The organism is Nonomuraea sp. NPDC050328 (assembly GCF_044459405.1).
Classification (GTDB): Bacteria; Actinomycetota; Actinomycetes; order Streptosporangiales; family Streptosporangiaceae; genus Nonomuraea.
Genome location: NZ_JBITIW010000008.1, coordinates 341,125 through 367,978, shown reverse-complemented (window position 1 = coordinate 367,978; position 26,854 = coordinate 341,125). Strand labels below are relative to the sequence as shown.

Sequence of the window (26,854 nt, the reverse complement as noted above, 5' to 3'; positions counted from 1 at the left end):
CGGAGGATTTCAGTACGGGAGGTAGAAGCTGAGCACGTCCGCGGTGAGCGGCGGGAACAACGCCCGGTACAGCTCACCACCGTAGACGTCGGGCCGGATCCGGCCGAGCCCCTCCAGCCCGTGCGGCCCGAAGAGCAGCGCAGGCAACTGGTCGGGAGCCACGCCCACCCCGCCCACCGAGCCCGGTCCCTGCATCGTCCCGCCGGTGACCACCTCGCCCAGCCCGTCCTCGGTGACCGGGATGCGGTAGTGCGCCCCGTAGGTGGAGATGACCAGGTTTTTGCCCGTGTGGTCGATCCCGGCCGCCGCCAGCCGCTCCTGGAACACCGGCCGCAGCCGGTCGAGAAGCGTCGCGACCTCCGGGATGCGCACGTAGTACTGCTCGGCGCCGGTGCGCGGCCGGTACTCGGCGAACTCCCGCCAGGCCGCGTCGGTGACCGTCCCGGCCCGGTGCACGACCTGCACCTGGCTGCCGGGGAAGCGCGCGTGCACCGCGCGCAGCAGATCGAGCGCCGCGGCCTCGTCGAGCGCGGCGGCCTCGGCCAGGAGCACCTCGTCACCGGGCGGCATCGTGCGCCCGGTGGCCACGACCACGCCGTCCCGGTCGAGCACCCACGTGGTGCTCGCCTTGTGCTCCAGCAGCCAGCGCCGGCAGGGCGCCGAGTGCGGCATGGCCACGTCGAACCCGCTCTGCGCCGCCTCCTGGAGCCTGGTGATCGCCGGCAGGTCCTCCGCCGTGGCCTCGCGCAGCACCGGCGTCCCCTCGCCGCCCGGCACGGTGTGCACGGGCAGGACGGGCGGGATGTCGATGGCGTACTCGTAGCCGAACAGCCGGTAGAAGTACGGGATCCCGATCATCGTCTGGATCACGTGGCCGCGCGCCGCCGACCGTTCGTGCGCCCAGGCCATGAGCGCCCGCACCAGCCCGCGGCCCTCGTACTCGCTGTCCGTGGCCACCAGCTCGACCTGACCGGCGGGCAACCGTACCCCGCCCACCCGCACCTCCTCGTCCAGGAGGGTCGCGGTGGACACGACGCGCTCGCCGTCGACCACCACCGCGCACGAGGCCCAGCCGGCCTCGGGATCGGTGACCACCAGCCGGAGGTCGACCGCGTCGGCCGGCTCCATCCGGGCGGTGATCAGGGCGCTGATCTGGTCGAGATCGCCGGGCCGCGCCTCACGGAGGACGAGGGTGGAATCGAGGGTGCTGCTCACGGCGGGGACTATCCCAGCTCGGCGACGCCCCCGTCCACCCGATTTTCCCGGCGACGGCTCCGGTGGTCTCCCGCTAGTACCCGCCCAGGATGGCGCTGTCGATGATCACGTGCAGCGGGTGGTTGGCCCCCACCCCGAAGGCCAGCGCCAGCGTGTACCCGATCGCCGCGCCCGTGGCGTCGGCCTCCTCGGTCCACTCCGCGCGCGGGCCCTCCTCCAGCACCGTGATCTCGCCCATCGGCGTCCGGTCCGGGTGGCGGACCAGCAGGCTCGTCTCGGGGGTGTTCGGCGTCAGCTCGTACCCGGTCTCGCCGGCCGTCACCCTGACCCGGTAGGAGCGGCGGGTCAGCCCGCCCGGCCCCAGCTCCAGTACGGCAGGCAGGCCGTCCACCGTCACCGAGAGCACCTCCGGGGTGCGGGTGCCGATGGGGGCCGCGGCCTTGGCGGCGAGCAGGTCGAGATCGCGGCGGATGAACGTCTCGGGGATCTCCGCCCCGGACACGCCGAACCGGCCCTGCTCGCGATCGGCGGTCAGGAAGATCTCGCCGAATCGGGCGTCGGTCACCGTCTGCTGGCTCATGGAGGCAGCGTAACCGGGATTCCTTGCGGGACGCTTTCCGCAGGCCGCCGGTGCATGCCACCGCAAGATGTCCGGATATCGTGCGACAGTGACTCCGATTTTCCGTCTGTGCGATGAGCACATCCTCCGCGCGGCCGAGCTCGACCCGCTCGACGCCGTCTACATGGGCATCAACGGCGACTTCGGCCCGGCCACCGACTACAGCCCGGACGGCCACGCCGCCAGGGCGGAGCACATCCGGGCCACCCTCGCCAAGCTCGACACCCTCGAGCCCACCGGCGACGCCGACGTCCAGGCCGCCGCGCAACTGCGCGAACGCCTGGAGAGCCGCCTGGCCTGGCACGACAGCGGCGAGCCGTACCGTGACCTCAGCGCGCCCTTCGGCCTGGTCGCCGGCGTGCGCGACAGCATCGACATGCTGCCCCAGGGCGACGACGAGCAGTGGCACAAGATCGCCACCCACCTGGCCGCCATCCCCGGCATGCTCGCCACCTACCGCGTCACCCTCGACGAAGGACTCGCCCGCGGCCTCACCGCCGCCCGCCGCCAGGCCCTCGGCGCCGCCGAGCAGGCCGAGCGCTACGCAGGCACCCACGACGGCCTGCTCGCCGACTACGGCGACGGCCCCGTCGCCCGCGACCTCGCCGACGCGGTACGGCAGGCGCACGAAGGCTACGCCGACTTCGCCCGCTACCTGCGCGAGCGGTACGCCCCCAATGCCACCGAGCGCGACGCCGTCGGCCTCGACCGCTACCGCATCGCCGCCCGCGACTCCCTCGGCGACGACATCGACCTGCACGACGCCTACGCCTGGGGCTGGGCCGAACTCGAGCGCATCGAGGAGGAGATGGCCCGCGAGGCGCACGCCATCCTGCCCGGCTCGACCGTCTCCGAAGCCATCGCCCACCTCGACGCCACGCAGTACGTCGACGGGCCCGAGGCCTACCTCGCCTGGCTCAAGGAGCAGCACGCCAGCGCGATCGCCGAGCTCGACGGGGTGCTGTTCGACATCCCCGAGGCGCTCAAGACCGTGGACGTCGTGCTCAACCCGGGCTCCACCTCCGGCGCGCCGTACTACACCGGGCCCAGCGAGGACCTCTCCCGGCCCGGACGCACCTGGTGGCCGCTCGGCGGGCGCACCAAGTTCGCCACCTGGAGCGACCTCAGCACCGTCTTCCATGAGGGCGTGCCCGGCCACCACCTCCAGCTCGGCGCCGTCGCCGTCGCCGGGGACAAGCTCTCCCGCTTCGCCCGCTTCTCCTGGGTCAGCGGGCACGGCGAGGGCTGGGCGCTGTACGCCGAGCGGCTGGCCGACGAGCTCGGCTGGTTCTCCGCGCCCGGCACCCGGCTCGGCATGCTCACCGCCCAGGCGCTCCGCGCCGCCCGCGTCGTCATCGACCTCGGCGTCCACCTCGAACTGCCGATGGCCGACGGGACGGCCTGGACCTTCGAGAAGGCGGTCGACTTCCTGCGCGACCGCGGCCGGGCCGAACCGCACACCGTGGTGCCCGAGGTCATCAGGTACTTCGGCTGGCCCGCCCAGGCGATCAGCTACAAGCTCGGCGAGCGGGCCTGGCTGGAGGCCCGGGCTGCCGCTCAGGCCAAGCCCGGCTTCGACCTCAAGGCGTGGCACACGGCTGCCCTGGACCTCGGCCCCATCGGCCTGGGCACCCTCCGCCAGGCCCTCGACCGCCTCTGACCCCCCCCGGCGCGGAGGCATTCCGCGCCGGGAAAGCGGTGAGGGTGCCCTCCGGAACCGGGCGAGCCCTTCGAGGTTCGCCCGGTGCGGTGGATCGATCGGCGGGAGGCCCGGCAGCGCCGGGCCTCACCCTCCATCGGCTGGAACAACCGGGAGACCTCCGGCTCCCACAGCGGGAGGACCTCCGCCCAGAGCCGCCCGGGGCGGGTTCAGCCCGAGTGCAGGACCCGGAAGTGGTCGAGGGTCTGCGGATCGCGCTCCACGACCTGGATGGGCGGCCAGGCCCACTGCCAGACGTTGATGCCCGGCACGCGGGTGAAGCTGATGACCCCGCGGGTGCCCTCGACGGAGACGTGCGGCCAGGCGGCGGCTATGCGGGCTCGGTCCGCGCCATGGGTGCGGAGCACGTCGGCCAGGACGGTGATGGTGTCGTAGCCCTCGAAGGCCACGAACGACGGCGCGCCGCCCAGGCGGGAGCGCAGGGCGGGGTCGACGCGGGTCCCGAGGGGGGTGAGCTGCTCGGGAAGGTAGCGCAGGAACGGGATCCCGGCGCCGTCGACCCCCAGGGCGGCCAGCCATTCGGCGAACTCCGGCTGCCCGGCCGGGGCGCCGATCAGGAGGCCGGTGAGGCGGGGGTCGGCGCGGACGGCCTTCACCACCGGCACCGCCGGGTCCGGGATGCCGGACAGCATGAGGAGCGCGGTGGCCTGGGACCCGGCGAGGGTGTCGCAGACGGCTGCGGCGTCCAGGGTGTTCAGGTCGAGCTCGACCAGGGTGCCGCCGCCGGCGGCGAGGTGCTCGCGCAGGATGCGGGTTCCCGAAGCCCAGTAGACGCTCGGCTGCGTGGCTACGGCGACCTGCCGGTGTCCGGCGCCGAGGAGGAAGTCGGCGTACAGCCGCCAGCCGCGCGACTGCGCCGGGGCGATGCGGGCCACCCACTCTGACGGCTGGTCGATGAGGGCGTCCAGGACGGCTGACGAGCAGAGGTACGGCACGCTCAGGGCATCGGCTCGGGCGGCGACCGCTCGGGCCACCACGCTGTGGTATTCGCCCACCAGGGCGGTCACACCCAGCCCGGCCAGCTCGTCGACCGCCGCCTCGGCCTTCTGAGCGTCGGCCGCGGTGTCACGGACCACCAGGTCGAGCTGAACACCGCCGGCGGCGTTCACCTCGGCGGCGGCCAGCTCCAGACCGGCGAGCAGATGTTCACCGGCCTGGACCCACCCGGGCCGGGACAAAGGGGCGAGCACACCGATCCGGACGGGGGAACTGGTGGGGGGCGTGGTCATGTGGTTCGGCATCTCCCGGAGGGGGCGGCCCGGCTGGGACCGCTGATCGACATCAGTGAGGCAGAGAGTAGCCGAGGGCGGAAAACGGGCCGCCTCGGCCTCCTGCCCCGATCGGCTCCGAAACGCCGGCCCGGCCCGGGTTCCCTCGGCGGAGGGAAGGGCCTCCCCTCGCCGGGGGAGGTTCGCCGCCCGGCCGCCCGGCAGGCTCGTCCGCGGAGATCGAAGAGGAGTGGGCATGCGCCGGATGTCGGTGTCGTCGATCGTCTCGCTGGCAACGCTGGCCGTGGCGGTCCTGTGGTGGTTCGTCCCGGAGAGCTACCCGTACGGGGCGGCGAGCGAGGTGTCGGTGGGGTTCAACCACTGGGTGGAGCGCGAGGCCGGGACGGCCCTGCTGGCCGCCTCGGGAGTGCTGGGGTTGCTGGTGGCGCCGGCGCAGCGGTCGCGGCCTCGGCTCGCGGCGGTGGGGGCGGCGGTCCAGGGGGCGTTCTTCCTGCTGGTGATGTGCGACGCGTCGGTGCTGGCCTCGCTCGGGTACGCGATGATCCCGGCCGTCGTGGCCGGGGTCGTGGCGCTGGTGGCGATCGGGGTCCTGCGGCGCCGCCCGGTCGCGTACGGCGCGGCGCTCGTCCTGGTCGGCGGGGTGGTGCTGGCGCTGACCCTGACGGACGCGCTGCCGCACTACGTGGCCGGCCTGGCCACCGGCTTCGGGAGTTTCGCGGAGCGGATCGCGTGGTCGTGGGCGATGGCGATCGCCGCGGTGACGTGGGCGTGGCTGGCCTACCGCGGGCTCGCGCAGCCGGAGGAGGCGGCGAACCCGCGCTGGGGCCGGACCGTGACGATCCTGGCCGCCCTGGGCGGCGTGCCGTACGCGGTGGCCCGGCTGTCCTGGGCGACGCCGTGGCCGCTCGGCGGCTTCGACCCGCGGACCGGGCACGTCGAGCTGCTCGCGCAGCCGGGCGGCGATCCGGCCACCCGGCTGCAGGGGTTCATGATCGGGATGAGCGCGGTCCTGGCCGTCGTGCTGACGCTGGGCCTGATCAGCCGGTGGGGCGAGGTCTTCCCGCGCTGGGTGCCCCGGGTGGGCGGGCGGCCGGTGCCGGTGCTGCTGGCCGTGGTGCCCGGCGCCTTCGCCGCCCTCGCGTTGTGCGTCTCGGCGCCCGGCGTGCTGGCCACCGCCGTGCAACTGGGCTCGTGGCTGGACGGCGTGCTGTTCGTGCTGCTGTTCCCGTGTCCGGTCTGGGGGCCGCTGCTCGGGGCGGCCGTGCTGGCCTACTGGCGGCGGCGCACCACGGCCGTGAGCGTGGCCGTGGGCGCGGGTCAGACGAGCGCGCGCAGGTAGGGGACGCGGGACAGCGCGATCGAGGCGCCGAAGGAGAGCGCGAGCACCATCAGGTAGGTGCAGCCCAGCAGGAGCGGGGCGTGGGCGTCGGCCAGCCAGGGGGCCAGCCGCTTGATGGCCTCGAAGACGAGCAGGTGCATGAGGAAGACGCCGAAGGAGGCGTCGGACAGCCGGGTGAGCCACGGGCTGGGGCGGAGGTGGCGCAGGGCGGAGCGGCCGACCAGGAACACGGCCAGGGACAGGGCCATGACGGCGGGACCGAGGTAGCTCACCGGGCTGACCAGGGCCAGCAGGCTGCCCGGGGCGGCGGTGCCGTACTGCCACACGATCTCGGCGGCCAGGACCAGGGCGGCGAGCCCGGTCCAGAGGGTGGCACGGCGGGTCAGCAGCACGTCGCGGACGGCCCAGCCCAGCACGAAGTAGCCGACGTAGGGCCACCACATCGTCCAGGCGCCGAGGGAGAGCGGGCGGGCGAGGCCGAGCGACTCGGCCAGGCCGGGCAGCAGGAAGGCGACCGCGGTCCACCCGAGGAGCGTCGCGGCAAGGACGCGGGCGCGGCGGGGGCCGCCGCCGGACAGGAAGGCGGCCAGCACGGGGGCGACGGCGTAGAGCCCGAGGACGAGCCAGAGGAAGTACAGGGCGGTGAAGACCTTGGCGTCGAGCAGCATCCGGGTCACGCCGGCGGCGGTGAGCTCCTCGCCGCGCAGGAGGGCACGGACGACGAACAGGTAGATCAGGTGCCAGGCGACCAGCGCCGGGATGATCTTCTTGGCGCGGCGGGCGTAGAAGGCGGCGACGCCGCGGGAGTGCGCGCGCGGGTCCAGCGTCAGGACGCCGCTGATCATCACGAAGACCGGGACCACCCAGACGAACCCGAGGTCCAGGGCGGCTCCGGCCCACCAGGTGGGGGTGCCGCGGAGATCGGGGGCGACGACGATGAGGCCGAACAGGTGGATGGCGACCACCCCGCAGACGGCGAGCACGCGCAGGGCGTCGAGGGAGGCCACGCGGGTGCCGGCGGCCGGAGGTGCGAGCGGCGGGCGGAGGGTGGTGGGGGCCACGGTAGGACGCCTTCCGGTTGGGGACCGGGGTTCATCGTGGTTCATCGTGGCCGTGGGGGGTGGAGCGCGGGCGCGGTGACGACCGCATCGGGACCGGCGCTCGACCGTTTCCTTACGAAGATCGTCAGGTCAGCGGGCATGGGTGCCGTCGGGGAGCAGGCGGGGACAGCGCTTGGAGGGCCGGTACTCGAAGTGCCACCACTCGTTGGCGTAGATCCGGCAGAGCCGGTAGCGCCCGGCGGTCTGCTCCAGCCAGCGGGCGGCCGGTTCCGGGCCGAGGTCGAGGGCGGTGCCCTTGACGTGCGCCGACTTCTCCGGAGGGAGCACGTACTTGGCCGCCTCCTCCGCCGAGCCGTACCGGCCGACCGCCTCGCGGAACTCGGCCCGCTGCTGGTCGGGGGTGCGGTACCCGGAGGTGATGCGCAGCTCGAAACCGGCGGCCTTGGCGGCCTTCGCGGCCTTGAGGTAGGCGGCGCGGGTGCCGGCGGTGAGCCCGGTGGTGGGGTCGGCCGAGGCGTGGCTGATGGCCTCGCAGGCGGTCAGGAGCAGGACGAGGCCGAGCGCGAGAACGGCCGGGAGCGGGTTCCGGTGCAGGTTCATGCCTGTCACCGTCGTTTCGGGGTGACCTGGGTTCGTCGCCGAAATGTCACGGCCGTGCCACAAGCCGTGCCACAAGCCGGGCCGCGCCGGGAAATGTCATGGCCGTGCTACAGAAGCCGGCGATCAACCTGGGCATACGCCACCGCCGCCGATAATTGACGGCATGGCGCGCGTACTCCTGGTCGAAGACGACCCCTCGCTCCGGCGAGGGCTCAGCATGGGCCTGCGCCGTCAGGGCCACCAGCTCCACGAGGCCGGAACCGGCGAGGAGGCGCTCGAACTGCTCCGCGCGGCGGTCCCCGAGATCGTGGTCCTCGACCTGATGCTCCCCGGCATCGACGGTTTCGAGGTCGCCCGGCGGATCAGGTCCGCGGGCACCACCCCGATCATCATGCTGACCGCGCGCGACGACGACCTCGACATCGTCAGCGGCCTGGAGGCCGGCGCGGACGACTACGTGGTCAAGCCCATCCGCCCCCGCGTCCTGGACGCCCGGATCCGGGCGATCCTGCGCCGGGGCGAGCGCGTGCCCTCGGGCGCCGAACGGTACGGCGAGCTGGAGATCGACCGCGACTCGCTGACCGTGACCCGCGCCGGGCAGGAGGTCGCGCTGACCCCGACCGAGCTGCGCATGCTGCTGGAGCTGTCCCGCTCGCCGGGCGTGGTGATGTCCAGGCAGCACCTGCTCCAGGCGGTGTGGGAGCACGACTTCCTGGGCGACTCCCGCATCGTGGACGCCTGCGTGCAGCGGCTGCGCGCCAAGATCGAGCCGAACCCGGCCCGCCCGGTGCACGTCAAGACCGTGCGCACCTTCGGCTACCGCTTCCAGCCGGACCCGCGGTGAGCGGCGGGCGGTGGCTGCGCGGGCTCCGGCCGCGGCTGATCCTCGCGTTCACCGCGCTGACCCTGGTCACCGCCGCCGCCACGGCCACCGCCACCTACGTCCACGCCCGCAACCTCATCCTCGACAAGGTGCAGGTCACCCTCGGCCTCCAGGTGCGCGAGACGCTCACCCAGCTCGCGCCCATGCTCGACCACCCGCTCGACGAGCAAGGGATGACCGAGATCATGGAGGCGCTCGACCCGCCCTCCAGCACCGACGCGGTCGCGGTGTTCCTGGGCGGCAAGGTCGTGCACAACGACGAGCGGCTGGCGACCGCGATCCCGGCCGAGCTGCGCCGTGCCGTCGCCGGCGACCGGCGCCTGGCCTGGCAGCGCTACATCCTGGACGGCACGCCGTACCTCGCGGTGGGCACCGTGCTGACCGGCGGCGGCGGGCCGGAGCCCGAGGTGTACGTGGTCAGCTCCCTGCGCGAGGAGCAGGCCGAGCTGGACTCCATGGCCCGGATGGTGGTGCTGATCGTCGGCGGCGCGCTGCTGCTGGCCGTCCTGCTGGCCGTCCTGTCGGCCGGGCAGGTGCTGCGGCCGGTGCGCGAGCTCGGCCGCGCGGCACGGCGGATGGCCGGCGGCGACCTTCAGGTACGGCTCCGCCCCCGGGGCAACGACGAGCTGGCCGAGCTGGCCGCGACCTTCAACACCACCGCGGCCACCCTCGACCGCACCCTGCGCTCGGCCCGGCGCTTCGCCGCGGACGTCTCGCACGAGCTGCGCACCCCGCTGGCCACCATGATGGCGGTCGCGGAGGTGCTGGAGGAGGAGAGCGCCCGCCTCGACGACGACCTGGCCGAGGCCAGCCGGACGGTCGGGGCGGAGACCCGCAACCTGGCCAGGCTGGTGGAGGACCTGATGGAGATCTCCCGCTTCGACGCCGGGGCGGCCACGCTCTCGCTCGGCGAGCTCGACCTGGCCACGGCGGTCGAGGCGTGCCTGCGGACGCGGGGCTGGACGGACGCGGTGCGCACCGACCTGTCGGCGGGGGTCGTCGCCTCGGTGGACCCCCGCCGGTTCGAGGTGATCGTGGCGAACCTGGTCGGCAACGCCCTGCGGCACGGGGCGCCCCCGGTGGAGCTCGCGCTGCGGCGCGAGGCGGAGGAGGCGGTGATCGCGGTGACCGACCACGGGCCGGGCCTGCCCGACGGGCTCGGCGAGCGGATCTTCGAGCGCTTCGTCAAGGGTGACGCCGCCCGCACCCGCGACTCGGGCAACGACGGCGGCAGCGGCCTCGGCCTGGCGCTGGCCTGGGAGAACGCCCACCTGCACGGTGGCACGCTGATCGCCGGCCGCGCCCGGGACGGCGGCGCCGAGTTCACCCTGCGCCTGCCGCTGGACGGCCGGCATGCGTAGCAGCCTGCGGTGGCTGGCCGCGCTGGCGCTGCTGGTGGCGACCGGCTGCGGGATCCAGCCGTCGGACGCGATCGACGCCGGCCCGGCGCCCTCCGGTCTCGGCTCGGGCCCGCGGCTGTTCTTCGTCAAGAAGGGCGCGCTGCACTCGACCGTCCGCCGGGCCGAGGGCTTCCACCGGCCCGAGACGCGGCTGCGCCTGCTGCTGGCCGGGCCCAGCGAGCTGGAGCGCGAGCTGGGCCTGACCACCGACCTGCCTCGCGGGCTGACCCTGGAGACGCTCATCCTCGGCTCGGCCGTGACCGTCTACCTCGGCGGCGCGAAGCAGCTGTCCCCGCTGGCGGTCAGCCAGGTCGCCTGCACGGCGGCGAAGGGCCCGAGGGGCCGGGGCGTCGTCCGGGTCGTCCTGCTGGGCGGGCGCGAGGAGACGGCGAGCTGCCCATTCGACCGCCCGGATCAGCCTCCGCTCAACAGCGCCCCGGCCAACGGCCCCAGCTCGGGTTCCTGAGCGGCCTCGTCCAGCACCTGCTTCAGCACCGCGTCGTGCACCGGGCGGGCGGCGGCGAGCAGCTCGCACCCGGCCGGGGTGACCTCGGAGTAGATCCCCCGGCGGTCGTCCTCGCACAGGTAACGGCGCAGCAGCCCGCGGTTCTCCAGCCGGGTCACCAGCCGCGTGGTCGCGCTCTGGCTGAGCACCACCGCCCGGGCGAGCTGTTGCATGCGCATGTGCCAGCCGTCCTGGCGGCCGAGCACGTCGAGCACGGTGTACTCGCTGACGCTCAGCTCGTGGGCGCGCTGCAGTTCCTTCTCCAGCCGGTCCTCGATGCGGGCGTGCAGGGCGGCGAGGGTGCGCCAGCCCTGCGCGCGCGCCTCGACGGCGTCGTCGGCGATGGCCACGTTTGCCCCTCCAGCTACTTGTGTGCTTATGTAGTCGGCGCGTGCAACTAATGCACACGCTTACTAACGTCGTCTGGGGGATAGTGTATGCCTCTCGCCCTGTTCGCCCTCGCGATCAGCGCCTTCGGCATCGGCACCACCGAGTTCATCATCAACGGGCTCCTGCCCGATCTGGCGGCGGACTTCGGCGTCTCGATCCCGGTCGCGGGCCTGCTCGTCTCCGGCTACGCCCTGGGCGTGGCGATCGGCGGGCCGCCGCTGACCATGCTCGGAGGCCGGCTGTCGCGCAAGCACATGCTGGTCGCGCTGATGGTCCTGTTCATCGCCGGCAACCTGCTGTCGGCCCTCGCGCCCTCCTACGGCGTGCTCATGACCGGTCGCTTCCTCGGCGCCTTCGCGCACGGCGCGTACTTCGGCGTCGGCTCGGTCGTCGCGGCCGAACTGGTCGCCCCCGGCCGCCGGGCCAGCGCCATCGCGCTGATGTTCACCGGGCTGACCCTGGCCAACGTGCTCGGCGTCCCGCTCGGCACCTGGATCGGCCAGGCGTACGGCTGGCGTGCCACCTTCTGGGTCGTGGTCGGCATCGGCGTCGTCGCGCTCGCCGGAGTGCTCGCCCTCGTCCCTCGCCAGCCGCGCCCGCAGGTCAGCATCCGGCAGGAGCTGGCCACCTTCCGCTCCGGGGCGGTCTGGCTGGCGCTGGCGATGACCGTGTTCGGCTTCGCGCCGGTCTTCGCGGTGATCACCTTCATCGCGCCGATGATGACCGACGTCGGCGGCTTCTCGCCGGGCGCGGTGCCGATCGTCATGGCGGTGTTCGGCGTCGGCCTGGTCGTGGGCAACCTGATCGGCGGCAAGCTGGCCGACCGGGCGGTCCTGCGCAGCATCCTGGCCTCGGTCGGCCTGCTGACCGTCCTGTCGGCCGTGGTGGGCTTCGTCGCGAGCAGCCAGATCGCCTTCATCGTCGCGATCACCCTGTTCGGGCTGGCCGGCTTCATGGCCGTGCCGCCCCTGCAGACCCGGGTCCTGGACGCCGCCGCCGGAGCGCCGACTCTGGCCTCGGCGGCCAACATCGGCGCGTTCAACGTCGGCAACGCCATCGGCTCCTTCGCCGCGGGCCTGACCATCGACGCCGGCTTCGGCTACACCGCGCCCGCCTGGACCGCCGCCGTCCTCGGCCTGGTCGGGCTGGGCGTCACCGGCCTGGCTCTGCACCAGAGCCGCCGCGCGGCAAAGCCCGCCGGCCCGGGATCTGAAGGACAGCCACAGACGCCAGCACGGCCAGGCCACCGGCGAGTTGCGGCGCGCTGAGCCGCTCGCCGTACACCAGGGCGGTGGACGCCACGGTGATCGCCGGCTCCACGCAGGACAGGATCGCCGCGGTGGGCGCGCCGACCGCGCGGACGCCGGCGAACATGGTGATCACCGGGACGACCGTCGAGACGACGGCGAGCACGACGGTCCACACCCAGGCGTCGAGCCGGACCGGCAGCACCAGCGTCCCGGTGGCCGACGCGGTGAGGCCGATGCTCGCCGCGGCGCCGGTGCAGACGATCGCCGACAGCAGGTACAGGTCGAGCCCGGCGGGCAGCCCGGCGGCGACGGTCAGGTAGAGGGAGTAGGCGACCGCGGCGCCCAGGGCGAGCAGCACCCCGGCCGAGTGCGCCGAGCCGCCCGCGCCGAGCAGCAGCACCAGCCCGGCCGCCGAGCAGGCCAGCGCCGCCGCCCGCCGTACGTCGAGGGACTCGCGGCGCAGCAGCACCGCCAGGACGGTCACCAGCGCCGGGTAGGCGTACAGCAGCAGCGAGACCAGCGAGGCGTCGGCCAGGGTGAGCGCGCCGAAGAAGAAGGCGGCCTGGCAGGCGTACCCCACCGCGCCGAGAGCCGCCGCGACCGCCAGCGTACGGCGAGGCGGCACCGTCGGCCGCCGCCAGGCGACGATCACCCAGAACAGCGCCGCGGCGACGGCGAAACGCACGGCCAGCAGGGTCGGCACGCCGACCCCGGCCGCGTAGGCCTCCTTGGCGAACAGGGGCGACAGCCCGAACCCGGTCGCCGAGACCAGGCACAACAACGCGCCGGCGGACACCACGGACCGGCGCTGGACGGACGACGTGCGGGTCATGCGACGACGCTAGAGAGCGGCGAGCCATCGAGGTAGCCTCGCTTTTCTTCACCAGCCATAGGAGTCGCCTTGGTCTCCCTCCACAAGTTCCGCTGCTTCCTGGCCACCCTGGAGCACGGCTCGTTCACCGCCGCCGCGACGGCGCTCGGCTACGCCCAGCCCTCGGTCTCGGAGCAGGTCAGGCTGCTGGAGCAGCACCTGGGCACCGCGCTGTTCCGGCGGGCCGGCCGGGGCGTGGTGCCGACGGAGGCGGCGGCGGCCCTGCGCCCGCACGCCGCGGCGGCCCTGGCCTCGGTCGAGGCGGGCGTGCGGGCGGTGACCTCGGTCCGCGAGGTGCTCACCGGGACCGTGCGGTTCGGGGTGTTCAACATCGCGCACTACTACCTGGGCGCCGACCTGGTGGCCGACGTGCTGGAGCGGCATCCGGGCGTGCGGATCGAGATCACCTGCCAGAACTCCGCGGCGACCATCGACGACCTGCGCAAGGGCCGGCTGGAGGCGGCGTTGATCGCGTTGCCGCTGGACGACGAGGCGCTGACGGTGAGCCAGGTGCTGCGCGACGAGCTGGTCTACGTCGGCACCGACCCCGGCCGGCTGCGCGAGCCGGTCACCGCCGCGGCCCTGGCGGAGGCGACGCTGGTGCTGCCGGACGTGAGCTGGCGCGAGGAGGACTCCACCCGCCGCCAGCTCGCCCGGCTGGCCGAGGGGGCGGGCCGGGTGTTACGCACCCGGGTCGAGGTGGACAGCGTGGAGATGGCGCTCGACATCGCCGCCCGCGGCCTGGCCGACACGGTCTGCTGGCGGCTGGTGCTGCAGCGGCTGGGCAGCCGGCTCCCGGCCAACCTCCGCTGGGTGCCGCTGAGCCCGCCGATGTTCGAGCGCTTCGCCATCGCGCACCGGCCGCTGGGCGAGATCTCCCCGGCCACCCGCGTGGTGGTGGAGCTCGCCGCCGCGCGCATGCGCGCCCTCGACACCGGGCTCAGGAGCTGAGCCGGGCGCTGCCCAGGACGTGCGCGGTGCGCGGGATCATCGGCTGCGGCGCGAAGCCGAACCGCTCGGCCGTCTCGACGCGGAAGCCGGCCCGCTCGATCTCGGCCTGGGTGGCCCGGTTGGGGTGGCAGCCGGCCGCCGCCTTGCTCCAGAGCGGGGTGATCAGGTCCTCGAAGAGCCCGAGCAGCGGGTTGGCCGAGCGTACGTGCTCGTAGAAGCGCAGTTCGCCGCCCGGCCGCAGCACCCGGGCGAGTTCGGCCAGCGCCCGCGGCACCGACGGCACGCTGCACAGCACCAGCGAGGCGACGGCGGCGTCGAACGGGCCGTCCGGCAGCGCCTCGGCGTGCCCGTCGACCACGGTGACCGGCACGGGCGCGCGCGCCGCGGCCCGCTGGGCGAAGCGCCGGAGCGTGTCCTCGGGCTCGACCGCGACCACCTCGGTGACCGCCGGGGGATAGTGCGCGAAGTTGCGCCCGTCCCCGGCGCCCACCTCGACCACCCGCCCGGCGAGCCCGGCCAGGAGCCGGGCGCGGTGCTTGCGGCCGCCGCGCCGGTCGGCGGTCTCGGCGGCCTGCACGTACATCTCGGCGAAGCGCGGGTGCTGGAACTGCTCGCTCATCCGGGGCCCCTCCAGTCCTCCTCCCGTTCTACCCCCGGGACGAGGCGGGCGTGGGCCCGGGGGCGGCTAGCGCAGCTCGCGCTTGAGGATCTTGCCGGTCGCGGTCATCGGCAGCGCCTCGCGGAACTCGATGATCCGCGGGTACTTGTAGGCCGCCATGTTCTCCTTCGACCAGGCGATCAGCTCGTCCTCGGTCACGCTCACGCCGGGGGCCGGGATGACGTACGCCTTGACCTCCTCGCCGTGCGAGTCGTGCGGGACGCCGACGACCGCCACCAGCGACACCGCCGGGTGCGTCATCAGCACCTCCTCCAGCTCGCGCGGGTAGACGTTGAAGCCGCCTCGGATGATCATGTCCTTGGCGCGGTCGACGATGGCGTAGTAACCGTCGGCGTCGCGGGTGGCGATGTCGCCGGTGCGGAACCAGCCGTCCTTCATCACCTCGGCGGTGGCCTCGGGCCGCCCGTAGTAGCCCTTCATGATGTTGTGGCCGCGGATGGCGATCTCGCCGGGGCCCTCGCCCTCGATGGTGTTCCAGTCGCCGTCGATCAGGCGCATCTCCACGCCCCAGATCGGGAAGCCGATGGTGCCGGGCTTGGTGGGCCGGCCGAGCTGGTTGAAGCTGGCCACCGGCGAGGTCTCCGACAGGCCGTAGCCCTCCAGGATCGGGATGCCGAAGGTCTTCTCGAAGTCCTTGAGCACCTCGACCGGCGAGGAGGCGCCGCCGGCCACCGCGACCCGGAGCGTGTCGGGCACCTCGACGCCGTCGGCGTGGATCTTCGACAGCAGCGCCCAGTACATCGTCGGCACGCCGGCGAAGATGGTCACGCCCTCCTTGCGCATGATCTCCAGCGCCTCGCCGGGCTCGAAGCGCGGCTGCAGCACCAGGGTGGCGCGGCGGCGCAGGCCCATGTTCATCACGCAGGTCTGGCCGAAGGAGTGGAAGAGCGGCAGCACGCACAGGGTGACGTCGCCGTCCGGGTTGCCGGGGAACATCTCGTCGCTGACGATGGCGTTGGTCAGCATGTTCATGTGGGTCAGCTCGGCGCCCTTGGGCTGGCCGGTGGTGCCCGAGGTGTACAGGATCACCGCGGTGTCGTCCGGCGCGGTCTGCACGGTCTCGAACTCCGCCGACATGCCGCCCAGCGCCGCCCAGATCGACTCGCCGTGCACCGACTCGGTGGCCAGCGGCGTGGCGGGCAGCACGAAGAACTGCTCGCAGCCCTCGGCCGCGTCGAAGCCCTCGCGCCCGCGCGCGCCCATCGGCAGCTCGGGGGAGCCCTCGAAGCAGAACAGCGCCTTCGCGTCGCTGTCGGCCAGGTGGTAGGCGATCTCGCGCGGCTGCAGCAGCACGTTGAGCGGCACGACGGTGGCGCCGGCCTTGAGGATGCCGTAGTACACGAAGGGGAAGTACGGCAGGTTCGGGCAGAGCAGCGCGACCTTGTCACCCTTGCCGATCCCGCGCGCGACCAGGAGGTTGGCCACCTGGTTCGCCACGGAGTTGACCATGGAGTACGGCAGGCGCATGTCCCCGAAGACCACCGCGGCGCGGTCCGGAGCGTTCCGTGCGCTGTCTTCCAGGATGATCGACAGGTTGAGCATCGCGGCCCTTTCCTCGGTGCGTGGTACGAGCCACATCTTTGCAGGACCCTCATACTGACCGGTAGGTAACAATGGTTACGAAACCGTATGGACGAGGTCGGCATCCCGGCGTATGCAAGTAGCTAGTTACCTGCGCCGGGAGGCCCCATGGAGTACGACTACGTGATCGTCGGAGCGGGATCGGCGGGCTGCGTCCTGGCCAACCGGCTGTCGGCCGACCCCGCCGTCAGCGTCGCGCTCGTCGAGGCCGGCGGGCCCGACGACAAGCTGGAGATCCGCATCCCCGCGGGCTTCCCCAAGCTCTTCAAGACCGCCTACGACTGGGACTACACCACCGCCAAGCAGCCCGAGATGCTCGGCCGCGAACTCTACTGGCCGCGCGGGCGGATGCTCGGCGGGTCCTCCAGCCTCAACGCCCAGATGTGGGTGCGCGGCTGCGCGCTCGACTACGACCAGTGGGGCCTGCCCGGCTGGACCTACGAGGACGTCCTGCCGTACTTCCGGAAGGCCGAGCGCCGCGTCGGCAGCAACCACGGCGGCGTGTACGGCGAGGCCGGCCCGCTCTACATCTCCGAGCAGCGCAGCCCCAACGTGATGACCGGCGCCTTCCTGCGTGCCTGCGAGGAACTGGGCATGCGCCGGCTCGACGAGCTGAACGGCCGCTCCAACGAGGGCTGCTGCCAGACGCCGGTCACCCAGAACCGGGGCCGCCGCTGGAGCGCCGCCGACGCCTACCTCAAGCCGGTCGCCAAGCGCCCCAACCTCAAGGTGATCACCGGCGCCGAGGTGGAGCGCGTGCTCTTCGAGGGCGGCCGCGCGGTGGGCGTCCGGCACGGCGGGACCACGCTGGGCGCGCGGCGGGAGGTCATCCTCGCCGCCGGCGCGATCGGCTCGCCCCTGCTGCTGCTGAAGAGCGGGGTGGGACCGGCCGAGGACCTGGCCGCCGAAGGCGTGGAGGTGGTGCACGACCTGCCCGAGGTGGGCCGCAACCTCCAGGACCACCTGGCCAGCGGCGTCATGCTGACCACCCGGCAGCCGGTCTCCATCGCCACCGCCGACTCGCTGCCCAACCTGCTGCGCTTCGTGGTGCTCCGGTCGGGGCCGTTCACCACCAACGTGGGGGAGGCAGTGGCCTTCATCAGGACCACGCCGGACGAGCCCGCCCCCGACATCGAGCTGATCTTCGCGCCCGGGCCGTTCGTCAACCACGGCCTGGACAAGCCCACCGGCCACGGCCTGACCGTCGCCGCCGTACTCCTGCAGCCGGAGAGCCGGGGGCGGGTGACGCTGAGCGACGGCAAGGCGGTGGTCGACCCCGGCTACCTGACCGCCCCGGCCGACGTCGAACGGCTGGTCGCCGGGCTCAAGACGGCCAAGAAGATCCTGGCCACCGACGCCATGCGGCCCTACGCGGGCGGGCCGTACCCGCCCTACACCAACCCGCGCACCGACGAGGAGCTCGCGCAGTGGGTGCGGGAGAAGGGGGAGACCCTCTACCACCCGGTCGGCACCTGCCGGATGGGCGCCGACGCGGCCTCGGTCGTCGACCCGGAGCTGCGCGTGCGCGGCGTCGACCGGCTGCGGGTGGCCGACGCCTCGATCATGCCGACGCTCAACCGCGGCCACACCCACGCCCCGGTGATCATGATCGGGGAGAAGGCCGCAGACCTGATCGGGACCTGAGCAACCCCGGCGGCAACAGGGCGCCCACCCAGCGCCCGGCCGCGCTCGGGGCCCTCGAGGTGTGGCCGTGCCGTACAACGCCGAGGCGCCCACGCCCTGCACCCCGCGGAGGAGGGTGAGCACGAGGGCGTCGGGGCCAGGGTGAAGACCACCAGCACGATGGTGGGGCACGCGAGCGCAAGGACCCATCCCCGTCGCATAGGCCTCTTTGGTACGCCCGAACCGGGACGAATGCTAGGTTTCCCCGCTATGGAGATCAGGACCGTCCACGCCAACGGGGTGGAGTTCGCCTACCTGTCCCTGGGCGACGGCCCTCTGGCGTTGTGCCTGCACGGCTTCCCCGACACCGCGCACACCTGGCGCCACCTCATGCCGGAACTGGCCGGGCGCGGCTACCGCGCGGTCGCGCCCTTCATGCGCGGCTACGCGCCCACCGAGGTGCCCGACTGCTTCGAGCTCGGCGCGCTGGCCGCCGACGTCGCCGCGCTGCACGAGGAGCTCGGCGGCGACGCCGACGCGGTGGTCATCGGCCACGACTGGGGCGCCTTCGGCGTGTACGGCACCGCCGGCCGCTTCCGGCGCGCGGTGGCGATGAGCGTCATGCCGATGGCGCACCAGGCCCGGGTCTTCCTCCGCTACGAGCAGCTCAAGCGCTCCTTCTACAGCTTCGTCTTCGCCACCGGCCTCGGCGAGCTCGCCGCCACCCAGCCCGGCTTCTGGGAGTCGCTGTGGGCCGACTGGTCGCCCGGCTACGACGCCCGGGCCGACCTGGAGTTCGTCCGGCGCAGCCTGGGCGAGCCGGCCAACCTGAGCGCCGCGCTCGGCTACTACCGGGCGCTGCTCGGCACCGCGCCGCCCTCCGGGCGCTACGCCGCCGAGCAGGCCGCGGTCCAGGCCGGACCGGCCGGGGAGATCCTCTACTTGCACGGCGCCCAGGACGGCTGCATGGGCGCCGAACTGGTCGAGGGCCTGGACCAGGCGCTCCCGGCCGGTTCACGGATCGAGCTGGTCGCGCAGGCCGGTCACTTCCTCCACCTGGAACGACCCGCCGAGGTCAACCGGCTCGTCCTCGACTGGATCTCGTAGATCGTCACCAGCCGGCCGGACAGCCGCAGGCCGTGCCGGGCCCGCACGCGCAGCCCGAAGCGCTCCTCGAACGGCTCGTGCAGCAACGCCACGATCCGGCCGCCGGGCCGTACCACCCGGGCCAGCTCGCGCCAGAGCAGCTCGGGCCGCTCGGCCAGCCGGCCACGGGCCGGCACCTGACGGTTCCACGGCGGGTTGACCAGCACCCCGTCGACGCTCCCCGTCGTCAGCGGCAACGCGCCCGCGTCGGCGCGCGCCCACCGGCCCGCCGGGTCGTTGACCCGCGCGGCGGCGGGGTCCAGGTCGAACCCGACGTAGGCGGCCGGGCCCTGCCGGGCGGCCTCGATCAACGTCGTGCCCGCCCCGCAGCACGGGTCGAGCACGGTGCCCTCCGGGCGCACCAGCCGGGCCATCGCCGCCGCGACCGGCGGGTGCAGCGTCCCGGGCACCGAGGCCAGCTTGTACGGCCGGCGGTGCGCCGGCCGGCCGCCCGGCCGCCAGGCGAGCACCGCCTCGTCGCCCTCCACCGTCACGCGCCACGCCATCGTGCCCTCCGGCGGCGCCTGCCCGCCGCGGCGGCTGTGGTACGGCAGGCCGTACACCCGGGAGAGCGCGGCGCCCGCCGCGTCCTCCAGGTCGTGGCGGGTGTAGGCGCGGCGCCCCACGAAGGAGGCGCTCACGTCGAGCCCGCGGCCGGCGGGCGGCAGATCGGGCCGGAGGCCGCGCAACCGGCCGAGGTCGGCCCGGGCGGCGCCGATCCCGGTGACGATCGCGCCCACCACCAGCACGTCGTCGGCGGTGTGCAGCTCGGGTGGCGCGCCGGCCTCGAACCAGACCTCGCGGTGGCGCACGCGGCGCACCGGTCCGGCGATCTCCTGGCAGGCGAAATTCTCCAGTCCCCGGACAGTCCGGGCGAGCAACAGCATGGGTTCTCTTCCACGTCGCGACCCGGGACGGCGGCCGGCCGTCCCGCATCGCCGATGGCGGGCCCGTCGGCCTCGTCCCACCGGCGGGTCGTCAGCGTCGGAAGAAGAACGTCATGGAGCCAGGATATCGGGCGGGGTCTGGACGTAAGTCCTTACTTCCCGAATCCTGTTCTTATGGACGTGATCGACTTCGACCTCTCCGCGGCGGAGTTCTGGGCCCTGCCCATGGCCGAGCGCGAAGAGGCCTTCCGCAAGCTGCGCGCGCTCGACCGCCCCGCCTTCTTCGAGGAGATGGAGATCTCCTTCGCCCCGCGCGGACCGGGCTACCACGCCCTGGTCCGGCACGCGGACATCCTGGAGGCCAGCCGCCGCCCCGACCTGTTCTGCTCGGGCGACGGCGGCGCGACCAACATCCCCGACATGCCCGCCGAGTTCACCGAGTACTTCGGCTCGATGATCAACATGGACGACCCCCGGCACGCCCGGCTGCGCCGCATCGTCTCCCGCGCCTTCACCCCGCGGATGATCAAACGCTTCGAGGCCGACGTGGACGCCGCGGCCGCCCGGATCGTGGACGAGCTGGTCGCCAAGGGCCCCGGCTGCGACTTCGTCACCGAGGTCGCCGCCCGGCTGCCCCTGAAGATCATCTGCGACATGATGGGCATCCCGGAGGAGCACTACCGCTACGTCTTCGACCGCTCGAACATCATCCTGGGCGGCTTCGACCCCGAGTACACCGACCTGGACAACGTCGCCGCCAACCTGCTCAACGCCGGCCTCGAACTGCAGCAACTCGTCCAGGACCTGGCCGCGCACCGGGCCGAGCACCCGGGCGACGACCTGATCACCGCGCTGACCACCGCCAACCTCGACGGCGAGCAGCTCACCCTGCAGGAGCTCGGCTCCTTCTTCATCCTCCTGGTCGTCGCGGGCAACGAGACCACCCGCAACGCCATCTCCCACGGCCTGCTGCTGCTCACCCGCAACCCCGGCCAGCGCGCCCTGCTGCTCGACGACCTCGGGGGCCGGCTGCCCGGCGCGGTGGAGGAGATCGTCCGGCTGGCCGCCCCGGTCAACTTCATGCGCCGCAAGGTCACCCGCGACTGCGAGATGAACGGCAACCCCTACCGCGCCGGCGAGAAGGTCGTGCTCTTCTACTGGGCGGCCAACCGCGACGAGGCGGTCTTCGCCGACCCCCACCGCTTCGACATCACCCGCAGCCCGAACCCGCACGTCGGGTTCGGGGGACCGGGACCGCACTTCTGCCTGGGCGCCCACCTGGCCAGGCGGGAGATCACGGTGATGTTCCGCGAACTGCTCACCCGCCTGCCCGGCATCGAGAGCGGCCGGCCCGACCGGCTGCACTCCAGCTTCATCAATGGGATCAAGCACATGGAGTGCGCCTTCTAGCGCCGGGTTACTGGCCGGCGGTCACCTTGATCGAGCGCATGATGGTGTTGACGTCCGGCAGCAGCGACTTGCTGTCACCCGGCACCTGCATGTACACGATCGCCGGCACCTCACCGCCGGTCGGGACGGCGGCGACCACGACGGTCGCCTTCGACTCGCCCGCGGTCAGCTCGTAGGCGTTGATCTGCGCGCCGTTCTTCAGCGTCTGCCGCGCGGTCGTGCGGACCGTGTTCGGCTTGGCGAAGAAGCGGTTGCGGGCGTTCAGCACCACCTGGCGGATCACCGGCTGGAGATCGTCCGGGGAGGTGTAGGCGGCGGCCAGCTTCGCGGGCAGCGGGCCGATCAGGACCTGCGCGAAGACCGGCTTGCCCAGCGCGTCGGTGCCGGTCTGCACGTACTGGCGGGTGGTGTAGCCATACGTGGACTGCACCACCGCGCGCTGGTCGAGCAGCCAGCGCCCGCCCAGCCGCGACACGCTCAGCCCCGCCGCGGTGTCGGCCAGCGGGCCGAGCACCGGCGAGGCCTGGCCGGGGTAGCGCGGCAGGCGCGGGAAGCGGTTGGCCGGCTTGGCGCTCGCCGACGGCTTCGCGGAGGACTTCGGCGTCGGCTTGGCCGCCACCGGGTCGCTCTCGCCGGCCAGCGGGCCCGCGACGAACGCCCACACCAGCGCGATCACCAGCGCGACCGCGACCGAGGCGCCCAGCGCGTACATCCACACCGGCTTGGCGCGCTCCTCGTCGTCCAGCGGGTCGCGGCCGTCGTCGTCGCCCTCGGAGAAGACGGCGTTCCACAGCTCCTGCTGGCGCTCGGGGGGCGGGGTGCGCGAGCCGCTGATCTGGCCCGCGGTCACGAAGGGACGGTCGGGGTCGGACGGGTCACGGCCCAGGTCACCGCCGGGCCGCTGGCCGAACTGGTCCCCACCCGGCTGGCCCGGCTGACCCGGCTGGCCCGGCTGACCGGGGTGCCCCGGCTGGCCCGGCTGCCCGGGCTGGCCCGGCGGGAGCTGGTCCTGGGCGGCGGCGAGCTGGTCGGGGGTGAGCATCGCGTAGTTGACCGTGCGCTCCATCGGGTCGCCCGGCGGCTTCGGCGGGACCACCGGCGGGCCGACCTCGTCCGGCCACTGCGCCACCGTCGCCGGACCCTCCTGCGGCGCCCACGCGGGGGCGACCGGGGGCTCCTGCGCGGCCCGGCCCTGCGGCTCGGGGTTCCACGCCGGCGGGCGGGTGTCGGGGGACCAGGCCGGGTGCACCTGGGTGTCCTGCAGCGGCTGCGAGGTGTCCAGCGGGTGCCCCTGCCACTGACCCTGCTGGCCCTGCTGACCCTGACCCTGCTGGCTGGACTGCCCCTGCTGCCCTTGCTGGCCCGCCGGGCTCTGCTGGGTCAATGGGTTCTGCTGGTTCAGCGCGTTCTGCTGGTTCAGCGGGTCGTGCCCGGTCTGCTGCGGCCAGCCGCTCTGGGGCGCGGAGGAGGCGTCCGGCGACTGGGGCCAGCCGACCGGCTCCTGCTGGGCCGGCGGCCACGTGGCCGGTTGCTGGGTGGCGTTGTCGCGGGGCGGCCAGGGCGCCGGCGTCGACAGGTTCCCCCAGCCGCTGTCTCGCGCGGGCGCCGCCGGAGGCGGTCCCGGGTCGGCGGGGCGCGGGGGCTCGGCCCACGCGGGCACCGGCTCCTGCCTGGAGACTTCCGGCCAGGACGTGGGGACGTCCTGGGGCGGCAGTTCCGGCCACGCCGGTGGCAGGTGTGATGCCTCGGACTTCTCCGTCGCCATGGCTGCCGTACCTCCCGATGTTATGTCCGGCAATGCCGCATTGCGCATGATCTCACGCGGGGCTGGGGGGTTCGCAGCAAAACTGGGGAAGCTTGAGTGAATCCGCAGCCCAGTGGGGTCGGTGGGGGGATCCTGCCAGGGCAGGCCGGCCTCCGACTCCTCGGGCGTGCGTGGTTCAGTCATAGCGACGAGAGTAAACTAAAGGGACATAAGTGGTCACAACGGATGTATCACCATCCGATGTCGCGAACCTGAAGCGCCCATTGTGCCGGTCCCCCTCGATCGACGACCGGAAATCTCTTGAAGAGGTGCGGTAGGCTTGGTGTATGCGTACCGCGACCCTGCTTCTTAGTGGGCCGCGACGGCCTTAGGAAGTCCTCCGCCGTCGCGGCTGCCCCTCGTTGTCAGAACGGGGGGTTTTCTTGTGGGGTCAGTCGACAAGCCGAAGGACAACAGCCGTGAGTGAGTACGACCCGCAGGCGCTGCAGGCCAAGTGGCAGCCGCGCTGGGAGGAGATGGACCCGTTCCGGGCCAGCGACGACCCCGCCGATCCGCGTGAGCGGCGCTACCTGCTGGACATGTTCCCCTACCCGTCGGGCGACCTCCACATGGGTCACGCCGAGGCGTGGGCCTTCGGCGACATCATCGCCCGCTACTGGCAGCAGCGCGGCTACAACGTGCTGCACCCGGCCGGCTGGGACTCCTTCGGCCTGCCGGCCGAGAACGCCGCGATCAAGCGCAACGCGCACCCGGCGGAATGGACCTACGCCAACATCGAGACGCAGGTCAACTCGTTCAAGCGGTACGCCATCTCCTTCGACTGGTCGCGCCGGCTGCACACCAGCGACCCCGAGTACTACAAGTGGACCCAGTGGCTGTTCCTGCGCTTCTTCGAGCGCGGGCTGGCCTACCGCAAGGGCGGCCTGGTCAACTGGTGCCCCAACGACCAGACCGTGCTGGCCAACGAGCAGGTCGTCCAGGGCCGCTGCGAGCGCTGCGGCGCCGAGGTCGTGCGCCGCGAGCTGACCCAGTGGTACTTCAAGATCACTGACTACGCGCAGCGCCTGCTGGACGACATGGACCAGCTGGAGGACGGCTGGCCCGACCGCGTCCTGGCCATGCAGCGCAACTGGATCGGCCGCTCCGAGGGCGCCGACGTGCGCTTCGTCATCGAGGGCCGCGAGGAGCCGGTGACGGTCTACACCACCCGGCCCGACACCCTGTTCGGCGCGACCTTCTTCGTCGTCGCGCCCGACGCCGCGCTGGCCGACGAGATCGTCTCGCCCGAGCAGCGCCAGGCCTTCGAGGACTACCGCGCCGAGGTCGCCAAGCTGAGCGACATCGAGCGGCTGTCCACCGAGAAGGAGAAGACCGGCGTCTTCCTGGGCCGCTACGCGATCAACCCGGTCAACGGCGAGCGCATGCCGGTCTGGGCGGCCGACTACGTGCTGTCCGACTACGGCCACGGCGCGATCATGGCCGTGCCCGCCCACGACCAGCGCGACCTCGACTTCGCGCGCCGGTTCGGGCTGCCGGTCAAGGTCGTCGTGCACACCGGCCTGGCCGACCCCGGCGAGACCGGCATCGCCACTCCGGGCGAGGGCCAGCTGGTCAACTCCGGGCCGCTGGACGGCCTGACCAAGACCGAGGCGATCCGCAAGATCATCGAGGTGCTGAGCGCCGACGGTCTGGGCCGGGGCACGGTCAACTTCCGGCTGCGCGACTGGCTGCTGTCGCGCCAGCGCTTCTGGGGCACGCCGATCCCGATCATCCACTGCGCCGACTGCGGCGAGGTGCCCGTCCCCGACGAGCAACTGCCGGTCGAGCTGCCCGACCTGCGGGGCGAGGCCCTGGCGCCCAAGGGCGTCTCCCCGCTGGCCGCCGCGACCGACTGGGTCGAGGTCGAGTGCCCCAAGTGCGGCGGGGCCGCCCGGCGTGACACCGACACGATGGACACCTTCGTCGACTCCTCCTGGTACTTCCTGCGGTACTGCTCGCCGCGGTACGAGGACGGCCCGTTCGACGTCGAGGCGGTCCGCCGGTGGAGCCCCGTCGACCAGTACGTCGGCGGCGTCGAGCACGCGGTCCTGCACCTGCTGTACTCGCGCTTCTTCACCAAGGTCCTGCACGACATGGGCATGCTGGACTTCACCGAGCCGTTCCTGCGCCTGCTGAACCAGGGGCAGGTGATCAACGGCGGCAAGGCCATGTCGAAGTCCCTGGGCAACGGTGTGGACCTGGGCCAGCAACTGGAGGCCTACGGCGTCGACGCGGTCCGGCTGACCATGGCCTTCGCCGGGCCGCCCGAGGAGGACATCGACTGGGCCGACGTCTCCCCGGCCGCCTCGCAGAAGTTCCTGGCCCGCGCCTTCCGCGTCTTCAACGACGTGACCAGCGCCCCCGGCGTCTCGTTCGACACCGGTGACCTGGAGCTGCGCCGCGTCACCCACCGCACGGTCGACGAGGTCACCCGCCTGATCGACTCGCGGCGCTTCAACGTCGCCGTCGCGCGGCTGATGGAGCTGACCTCCGCGGCCCGCAAGGCCATCGACGCCGGTCCCGGCCCGGCCGACCCCGCCGTCCGCGAGGCCGCCGAGGCGCTGGCGATCATGCTGTCCCTGGTGGCGCCCTACACCACCGAGGAGGGCTGGGAGCGGCTGGGCCGCACCGGCAGCGTCGCCCAGGCCGGCTGGCCCGTGGCCGACCCCGCCCTGCTGGTCCAGGAGTCGGTCACCTGCGTCGTCCAGGTCGCCGGCAAGGTCCGTGACCGGCTGGAGGTCTCGCCCGACATCTCCGACGCCGACCTGGAGGCCCTGGCCCTGGCCTCGGACAAGGTCGTCCCGCTGCTGAACGGCACGCCGAAGAAGGTCATCGTGCGGGCTCCGAAGCTGGTCAACATCGTCCCCTGACGCTGGTCGCGCGACGGCTCCGCCGTACCGGTTCTCCGGTACGGCGGAGCCGTCCGCATGTCAGGAGGCCTTCGGCTTCCTCGGTCGGGCGCGGATGTGCATGCGCTCGCCCTGGCGGCCGAAGAGGCTGAGCAGTTCGGCGGGTTCGGGGCCGGCGCTGCCGAACCAGTGGGGCAGGCGGGTGTCGAACTCGGCGACCTCGCCGGCGGCCAGGACGAGGTCGTGCTCGCCGATGATGAGCCGGAGCCGGCCGGAGAGCACGTAGATCCACTCGTAGCCCTCGTGGGTCTTGGGCTCGGGGGGCTCGCCGGTGGCGGGCGGGACGATCATCTTGAACGCCTGCAGCGGGCCGGGGGCGCGGGTGAGCGGGACGACCGTCTGGCCGTTCATGCTCCGAGGGGCCAGGTGCACGCGGGGGTCGCCGGTCTCGGGGTGGCCGACCAGCTCGTCCAGCGGCACCCGGTAGGCCTGGGCGATGGGCAGGAGCAGGTCGAGGCTGGGGCGGCGGTGGCCGGACTCCAGGCGGGACAGGGTGCTCTTGGAGATGCCGGTCGCCTCGGCGAGCGCGCCCAGGGACAGGTCGCGCTCGGCGCGCAGGCGGCGCAGCCGGGGGCCCACCTCGGCGAGGACGGTGGCGAGTTCCATGTCCCGAAACTAGCAACCCCCGATGCCGGAACCGCGCGGCGGTCGGCGGCGGGTGGTCCGGAGATGGTGACCGGTGGCGGGTAGCTCGGTGGTGGCCGCCGTTGGCCGGTGGCGGGCGTCGGCCCGGGGGGCGTCGTCGGTCGGTGGGGCCGGGGGTGTTCGCTGCAAGCGAGCCT

23 protein-coding genes are annotated in these 26,854 nt (G+C 73.1%); 11 read left to right on the top strand and 12 right to left on the bottom strand.

Annotated features, from left to right (window positions below; genetic code table 11):
• Positions 1–9 precede the first annotated feature (9 nt).
• Positions 10–1,215 carry a GNAT family N-acetyltransferase gene (locus ACIBG7_RS29215; protein WP_357922097.1) on the bottom strand — a complete coding sequence of 402 codons (1,206 nt, stop codon included), beginning with the start codon at positions 1,213–1,215 and terminating at the stop codon, positions 10–12.
• Positions 1,216–1,288: 73 nt separating this feature from the next.
• Entirely contained in the window at positions 1,289–1,795 is a 507-nt protein-coding gene (locus tag ACIBG7_RS29210; protein WP_357922094.1) for a hypothetical protein, read from the bottom strand.
• Between the two features lie 88 nt (positions 1,796–1,883).
• Between ACIBG7_RS29210 and ACIBG7_RS29205 the strand changes: the two genes are divergently transcribed.
• Positions 1,884–3,494 (top strand): DUF885 domain-containing protein, encoded by a 1,611-nt coding sequence (locus ACIBG7_RS29205; RefSeq protein WP_357922091.1) that lies wholly within the window; start codon positions 1,884–1,886, stop codon positions 3,492–3,494.
• 209 nt (positions 3,495–3,703) lie between these two features.
• Here ACIBG7_RS29205 and ACIBG7_RS29200 read toward each other — a convergent pair whose 3' ends face one another.
• Positions 3,704–4,783, bottom strand: coding sequence for an ABC transporter substrate-binding protein (locus ACIBG7_RS29200; protein WP_397338305.1), 1,080 nt, complete (start codon positions 4,781–4,783; stop codon positions 3,704–3,706).
• Between the two features lie 235 nt (positions 4,784–5,018).
• Here ACIBG7_RS29200 and ACIBG7_RS29195 point away from each other — a divergent pair, with 235 nt between their 5' ends.
• Positions 5,019–6,122 (top strand): hypothetical protein, encoded by a 1,104-nt coding sequence (locus tag ACIBG7_RS29195; RefSeq protein WP_397338304.1) that lies wholly within the window; start codon positions 5,019–5,021, stop codon positions 6,120–6,122.
• On the opposite strand, the gene ACIBG7_RS29190 is transcribed toward ACIBG7_RS29195, so the two are convergent.
• Together ACIBG7_RS29190 and ACIBG7_RS29185 are read right to left on the bottom strand one after the other, a co-directional pair.
• Positions 6,101–7,183, bottom strand: coding sequence for an acyltransferase (locus ACIBG7_RS29190; RefSeq protein WP_397338303.1), 1,083 nt, complete (start codon positions 7,181–7,183; stop codon positions 6,101–6,103). The two genes, ACIBG7_RS29195 and ACIBG7_RS29190, sit on opposite strands and share 22 nt — an antisense overlap.
• 129 nt (positions 7,184–7,312) lie before the next feature.
• Positions 7,313–7,783, bottom strand: a complete 471-nt coding sequence (locus ACIBG7_RS29185; protein ID WP_357922079.1) for a D-alanyl-D-alanine carboxypeptidase family protein — start codon at positions 7,781–7,783, stop codon at positions 7,313–7,315.
• A 163-nt stretch (positions 7,784–7,946) separates the two neighbouring features.
• Here ACIBG7_RS29185 and ACIBG7_RS29180 point away from each other — a divergent pair, with 163 nt between their 5' ends.
• Genes ACIBG7_RS29180 through ACIBG7_RS29170 form a run of 3 tightly spaced genes read left to right on the top strand, consistent with a single transcriptional unit; the run spans position 7,947 to position 10,532 of the window.
• Positions 7,947–8,627 carry a response regulator transcription factor gene (locus ACIBG7_RS29180; RefSeq protein ID WP_357922076.1) on the top strand — a complete coding sequence of 227 codons (681 nt, stop codon included), beginning with the start codon at positions 7,947–7,949 and terminating at the stop codon, positions 8,625–8,627.
• The gene (locus ACIBG7_RS29175; RefSeq protein ID WP_397338302.1) at positions 8,624–10,027 is read left to right on the top strand and encodes an ATP-binding protein; all 1,404 of its coding nucleotides are present in this window, start codon (positions 8,624–8,626) and stop codon (positions 10,025–10,027) included. The genes ACIBG7_RS29180 and ACIBG7_RS29175 overlap by 4 nt, the downstream gene beginning before the upstream one ends.
• Positions 10,020–10,532 (top strand): hypothetical protein, encoded by a 513-nt coding sequence (locus ACIBG7_RS29170; RefSeq protein WP_397338301.1) that lies wholly within the window; start codon positions 10,020–10,022, stop codon positions 10,530–10,532. Before ACIBG7_RS29175 ends, ACIBG7_RS29170 begins: the two co-directional genes overlap by 8 nt.
• Here the strand turns inward: ACIBG7_RS29170 and ACIBG7_RS29165 are convergent.
• Positions 10,481–10,921, bottom strand: coding sequence for a MarR family transcriptional regulator (locus ACIBG7_RS29165; protein WP_357922067.1), 441 nt, complete (start codon positions 10,919–10,921; stop codon positions 10,481–10,483). The genes ACIBG7_RS29170 and ACIBG7_RS29165 overlap by 52 nt on opposite strands.
• Positions 10,922–11,008: 87 nt before the next feature.
• Here ACIBG7_RS29165 and ACIBG7_RS29160 point away from each other — a divergent pair, with 87 nt between their 5' ends.
• Entirely contained in the window at positions 11,009–12,229 is a 1,221-nt protein-coding gene (locus ACIBG7_RS29160) for an MFS transporter (protein WP_397338300.1), read from the top strand.
• Here the strand turns inward: ACIBG7_RS29160 and ACIBG7_RS29155 are convergent.
• The gene (locus ACIBG7_RS29155) at positions 12,114–13,043 is read right to left on the bottom strand and encodes a DMT family transporter (RefSeq protein ID WP_397338299.1); all 930 of its coding nucleotides are present in this window, start codon (positions 13,041–13,043) and stop codon (positions 12,114–12,116) included. The genes ACIBG7_RS29160 and ACIBG7_RS29155 overlap by 116 nt on opposite strands.
• 69 nt (positions 13,044–13,112) lie before the next feature.
• On the opposite strand from ACIBG7_RS29155, the gene ACIBG7_RS29150 reads away from it, so the two are divergent.
• On the top strand, positions 13,113–14,033 hold the full coding sequence (locus ACIBG7_RS29150; protein WP_397338298.1) for a LysR family transcriptional regulator: 921 nt from the start codon (positions 13,113–13,115) through the stop codon (positions 14,031–14,033).
• Here ACIBG7_RS29150 and ACIBG7_RS29145 read toward each other — a convergent pair.
• Positions 14,023–14,652, bottom strand: coding sequence for a class I SAM-dependent methyltransferase (locus ACIBG7_RS29145; RefSeq protein ID WP_357922056.1), 630 nt, complete (start codon positions 14,650–14,652; stop codon positions 14,023–14,025). The genes ACIBG7_RS29150 and ACIBG7_RS29145 overlap by 11 nt on opposite strands.
• 66 nt (positions 14,653–14,718) lie before the next feature.
• Positions 14,719–16,254 (bottom strand): long-chain fatty acid--CoA ligase, encoded by a 1,536-nt coding sequence (locus ACIBG7_RS29140; protein WP_397338363.1) that lies wholly within the window; start codon positions 16,252–16,254, stop codon positions 14,719–14,721.
• Between the two features lie 147 nt (positions 16,255–16,401).
• On the opposite strand from ACIBG7_RS29140, the gene ACIBG7_RS29135 reads away from it, so the two are divergent.
• Positions 16,402–17,937, top strand: a complete 1,536-nt coding sequence (locus ACIBG7_RS29135; RefSeq protein ID WP_397338297.1) for a GMC family oxidoreductase — start codon at positions 16,402–16,404, stop codon at positions 17,935–17,937.
• Positions 17,938–18,186: 249 nt separating this feature from the next.
• Complete coding sequence (locus ACIBG7_RS29130) at positions 18,187–19,023, top strand: alpha/beta fold hydrolase (protein ID WP_397338296.1); 837 nt, start codon at positions 18,187–18,189, stop codon at positions 19,021–19,023.
• On the opposite strand, the gene ACIBG7_RS29125 is transcribed toward ACIBG7_RS29130, so the two are convergent.
• Entirely contained in the window at positions 18,960–19,949 is a 990-nt protein-coding gene (locus tag ACIBG7_RS29125) for a TRM11 family SAM-dependent methyltransferase (protein ID WP_397338295.1), read from the bottom strand. The two genes, ACIBG7_RS29130 and ACIBG7_RS29125, sit on opposite strands and share 64 nt — an antisense overlap.
• Before the next feature lie 174 nt (positions 19,950–20,123).
• Between ACIBG7_RS29125 and ACIBG7_RS29120 the strand changes: the two genes are divergently transcribed.
• Complete coding sequence (locus tag ACIBG7_RS29120; RefSeq protein ID WP_397338294.1) at positions 20,124–21,359, top strand: cytochrome P450; 1,236 nt, start codon at positions 20,124–20,126, stop codon at positions 21,357–21,359.
• A gap of 7 nt (positions 21,360–21,366) precedes the next feature.
• Here ACIBG7_RS29120 and ACIBG7_RS29115 read toward each other — a convergent pair whose 3' ends face one another.
• Positions 21,367–23,124, bottom strand: coding sequence for a hypothetical protein (locus ACIBG7_RS29115; protein WP_397338293.1), 1,758 nt, complete (start codon positions 23,122–23,124; stop codon positions 21,367–21,369).
• A gap of 458 nt (positions 23,125–23,582) precedes the next feature.
• On the opposite strand from ACIBG7_RS29115, the gene leuS reads away from it, so the two are divergent.
• Positions 23,583–26,033: a leucine--tRNA ligase gene (leuS, locus tag ACIBG7_RS29110; RefSeq protein ID WP_397338292.1), complete on the top strand. Its 2,451-nt coding sequence runs from the start codon at positions 23,583–23,585 to the stop codon at positions 26,031–26,033.
• 60 nt (positions 26,034–26,093) lie between these two features.
• On the opposite strand, the gene ACIBG7_RS29105 is transcribed toward leuS, so the two are convergent.
• Positions 26,094–26,678, bottom strand: coding sequence for an XRE family transcriptional regulator (locus tag ACIBG7_RS29105; protein ID WP_357922036.1), 585 nt, complete (start codon positions 26,676–26,678; stop codon positions 26,094–26,096).
• Between the last annotated feature and the right edge of the window lie 176 nt (positions 26,679–26,854).

Bases quoted from the DNA above. Each gene is read 5' to 3' on its own strand.
- ACIBG7_RS29210 (WP_357922094.1), bottom strand. From the start codon at position 1,795: ATGAGCCAGCAGACGGTGACCGACGCCCGATTCGGCGAGATCTTCCTG.
- ACIBG7_RS29200 (WP_397338305.1), bottom strand. From the start codon at position 4,783: ATGACCACGCCCCCCACCAGTTCCCCCGTCCGGATCGGTGTGCTCGCC.
- ACIBG7_RS29195 (WP_397338304.1), top strand. From the start codon at position 5,019: ATGCGCCGGATGTCGGTGTCGTCGATCGTCTCGCTGGCAACGCTGGCC.
- ACIBG7_RS29185 (WP_357922079.1), bottom strand. From the start codon at position 7,783: ATGAACCTGCACCGGAACCCGCTCCCGGCCGTTCTCGCGCTCGGCCTC.
- ACIBG7_RS29180 (WP_357922076.1), top strand. From the start codon at position 7,947: ATGGCGCGCGTACTCCTGGTCGAAGACGACCCCTCGCTCCGGCGAGGG.
- ACIBG7_RS29170 (WP_397338301.1), top strand. From the start codon at position 10,020: ATGCGTAGCAGCCTGCGGTGGCTGGCCGCGCTGGCGCTGCTGGTGGCG.
- ACIBG7_RS29160 (WP_397338300.1), top strand. From the start codon at position 11,009: ATGCCTCTCGCCCTGTTCGCCCTCGCGATCAGCGCCTTCGGCATCGGC.
- ACIBG7_RS29155 (WP_397338299.1), bottom strand. From the start codon at position 13,043: ATGACCCGCACGTCGTCCGTCCAGCGCCGGTCCGTGGTGTCCGCCGGC.
- ACIBG7_RS29145 (WP_357922056.1), bottom strand. From the start codon at position 14,652: ATGAGCGAGCAGTTCCAGCACCCGCGCTTCGCCGAGATGTACGTGCAG.
- ACIBG7_RS29140 (WP_397338363.1), bottom strand. From the start codon at position 16,254: ATGCTCAACCTGTCGATCATCCTGGAAGACAGCGCACGGAACGCTCCG.
- ACIBG7_RS29135 (WP_397338297.1), top strand. From the start codon at position 16,402: ATGGAGTACGACTACGTGATCGTCGGAGCGGGATCGGCGGGCTGCGTC.
- ACIBG7_RS29130 (WP_397338296.1), top strand. From the start codon at position 18,187: ATGGAGATCAGGACCGTCCACGCCAACGGGGTGGAGTTCGCCTACCTG.
- ACIBG7_RS29125 (WP_397338295.1), bottom strand. From the start codon at position 19,949: ATGCTGTTGCTCGCCCGGACTGTCCGGGGACTGGAGAATTTCGCCTGC.
- ACIBG7_RS29120 (WP_397338294.1), top strand. From the start codon at position 20,124: ATGGACGTGATCGACTTCGACCTCTCCGCGGCGGAGTTCTGGGCCCTG.
- ACIBG7_RS29115 (WP_397338293.1), bottom strand. From the start codon at position 23,124: ATGGCGACGGAGAAGTCCGAGGCATCACACCTGCCACCGGCGTGGCCG.
- ACIBG7_RS29105 (WP_357922036.1), bottom strand. From the start codon at position 26,678: ATGGAACTCGCCACCGTCCTCGCCGAGGTGGGCCCCCGGCTGCGCCGC.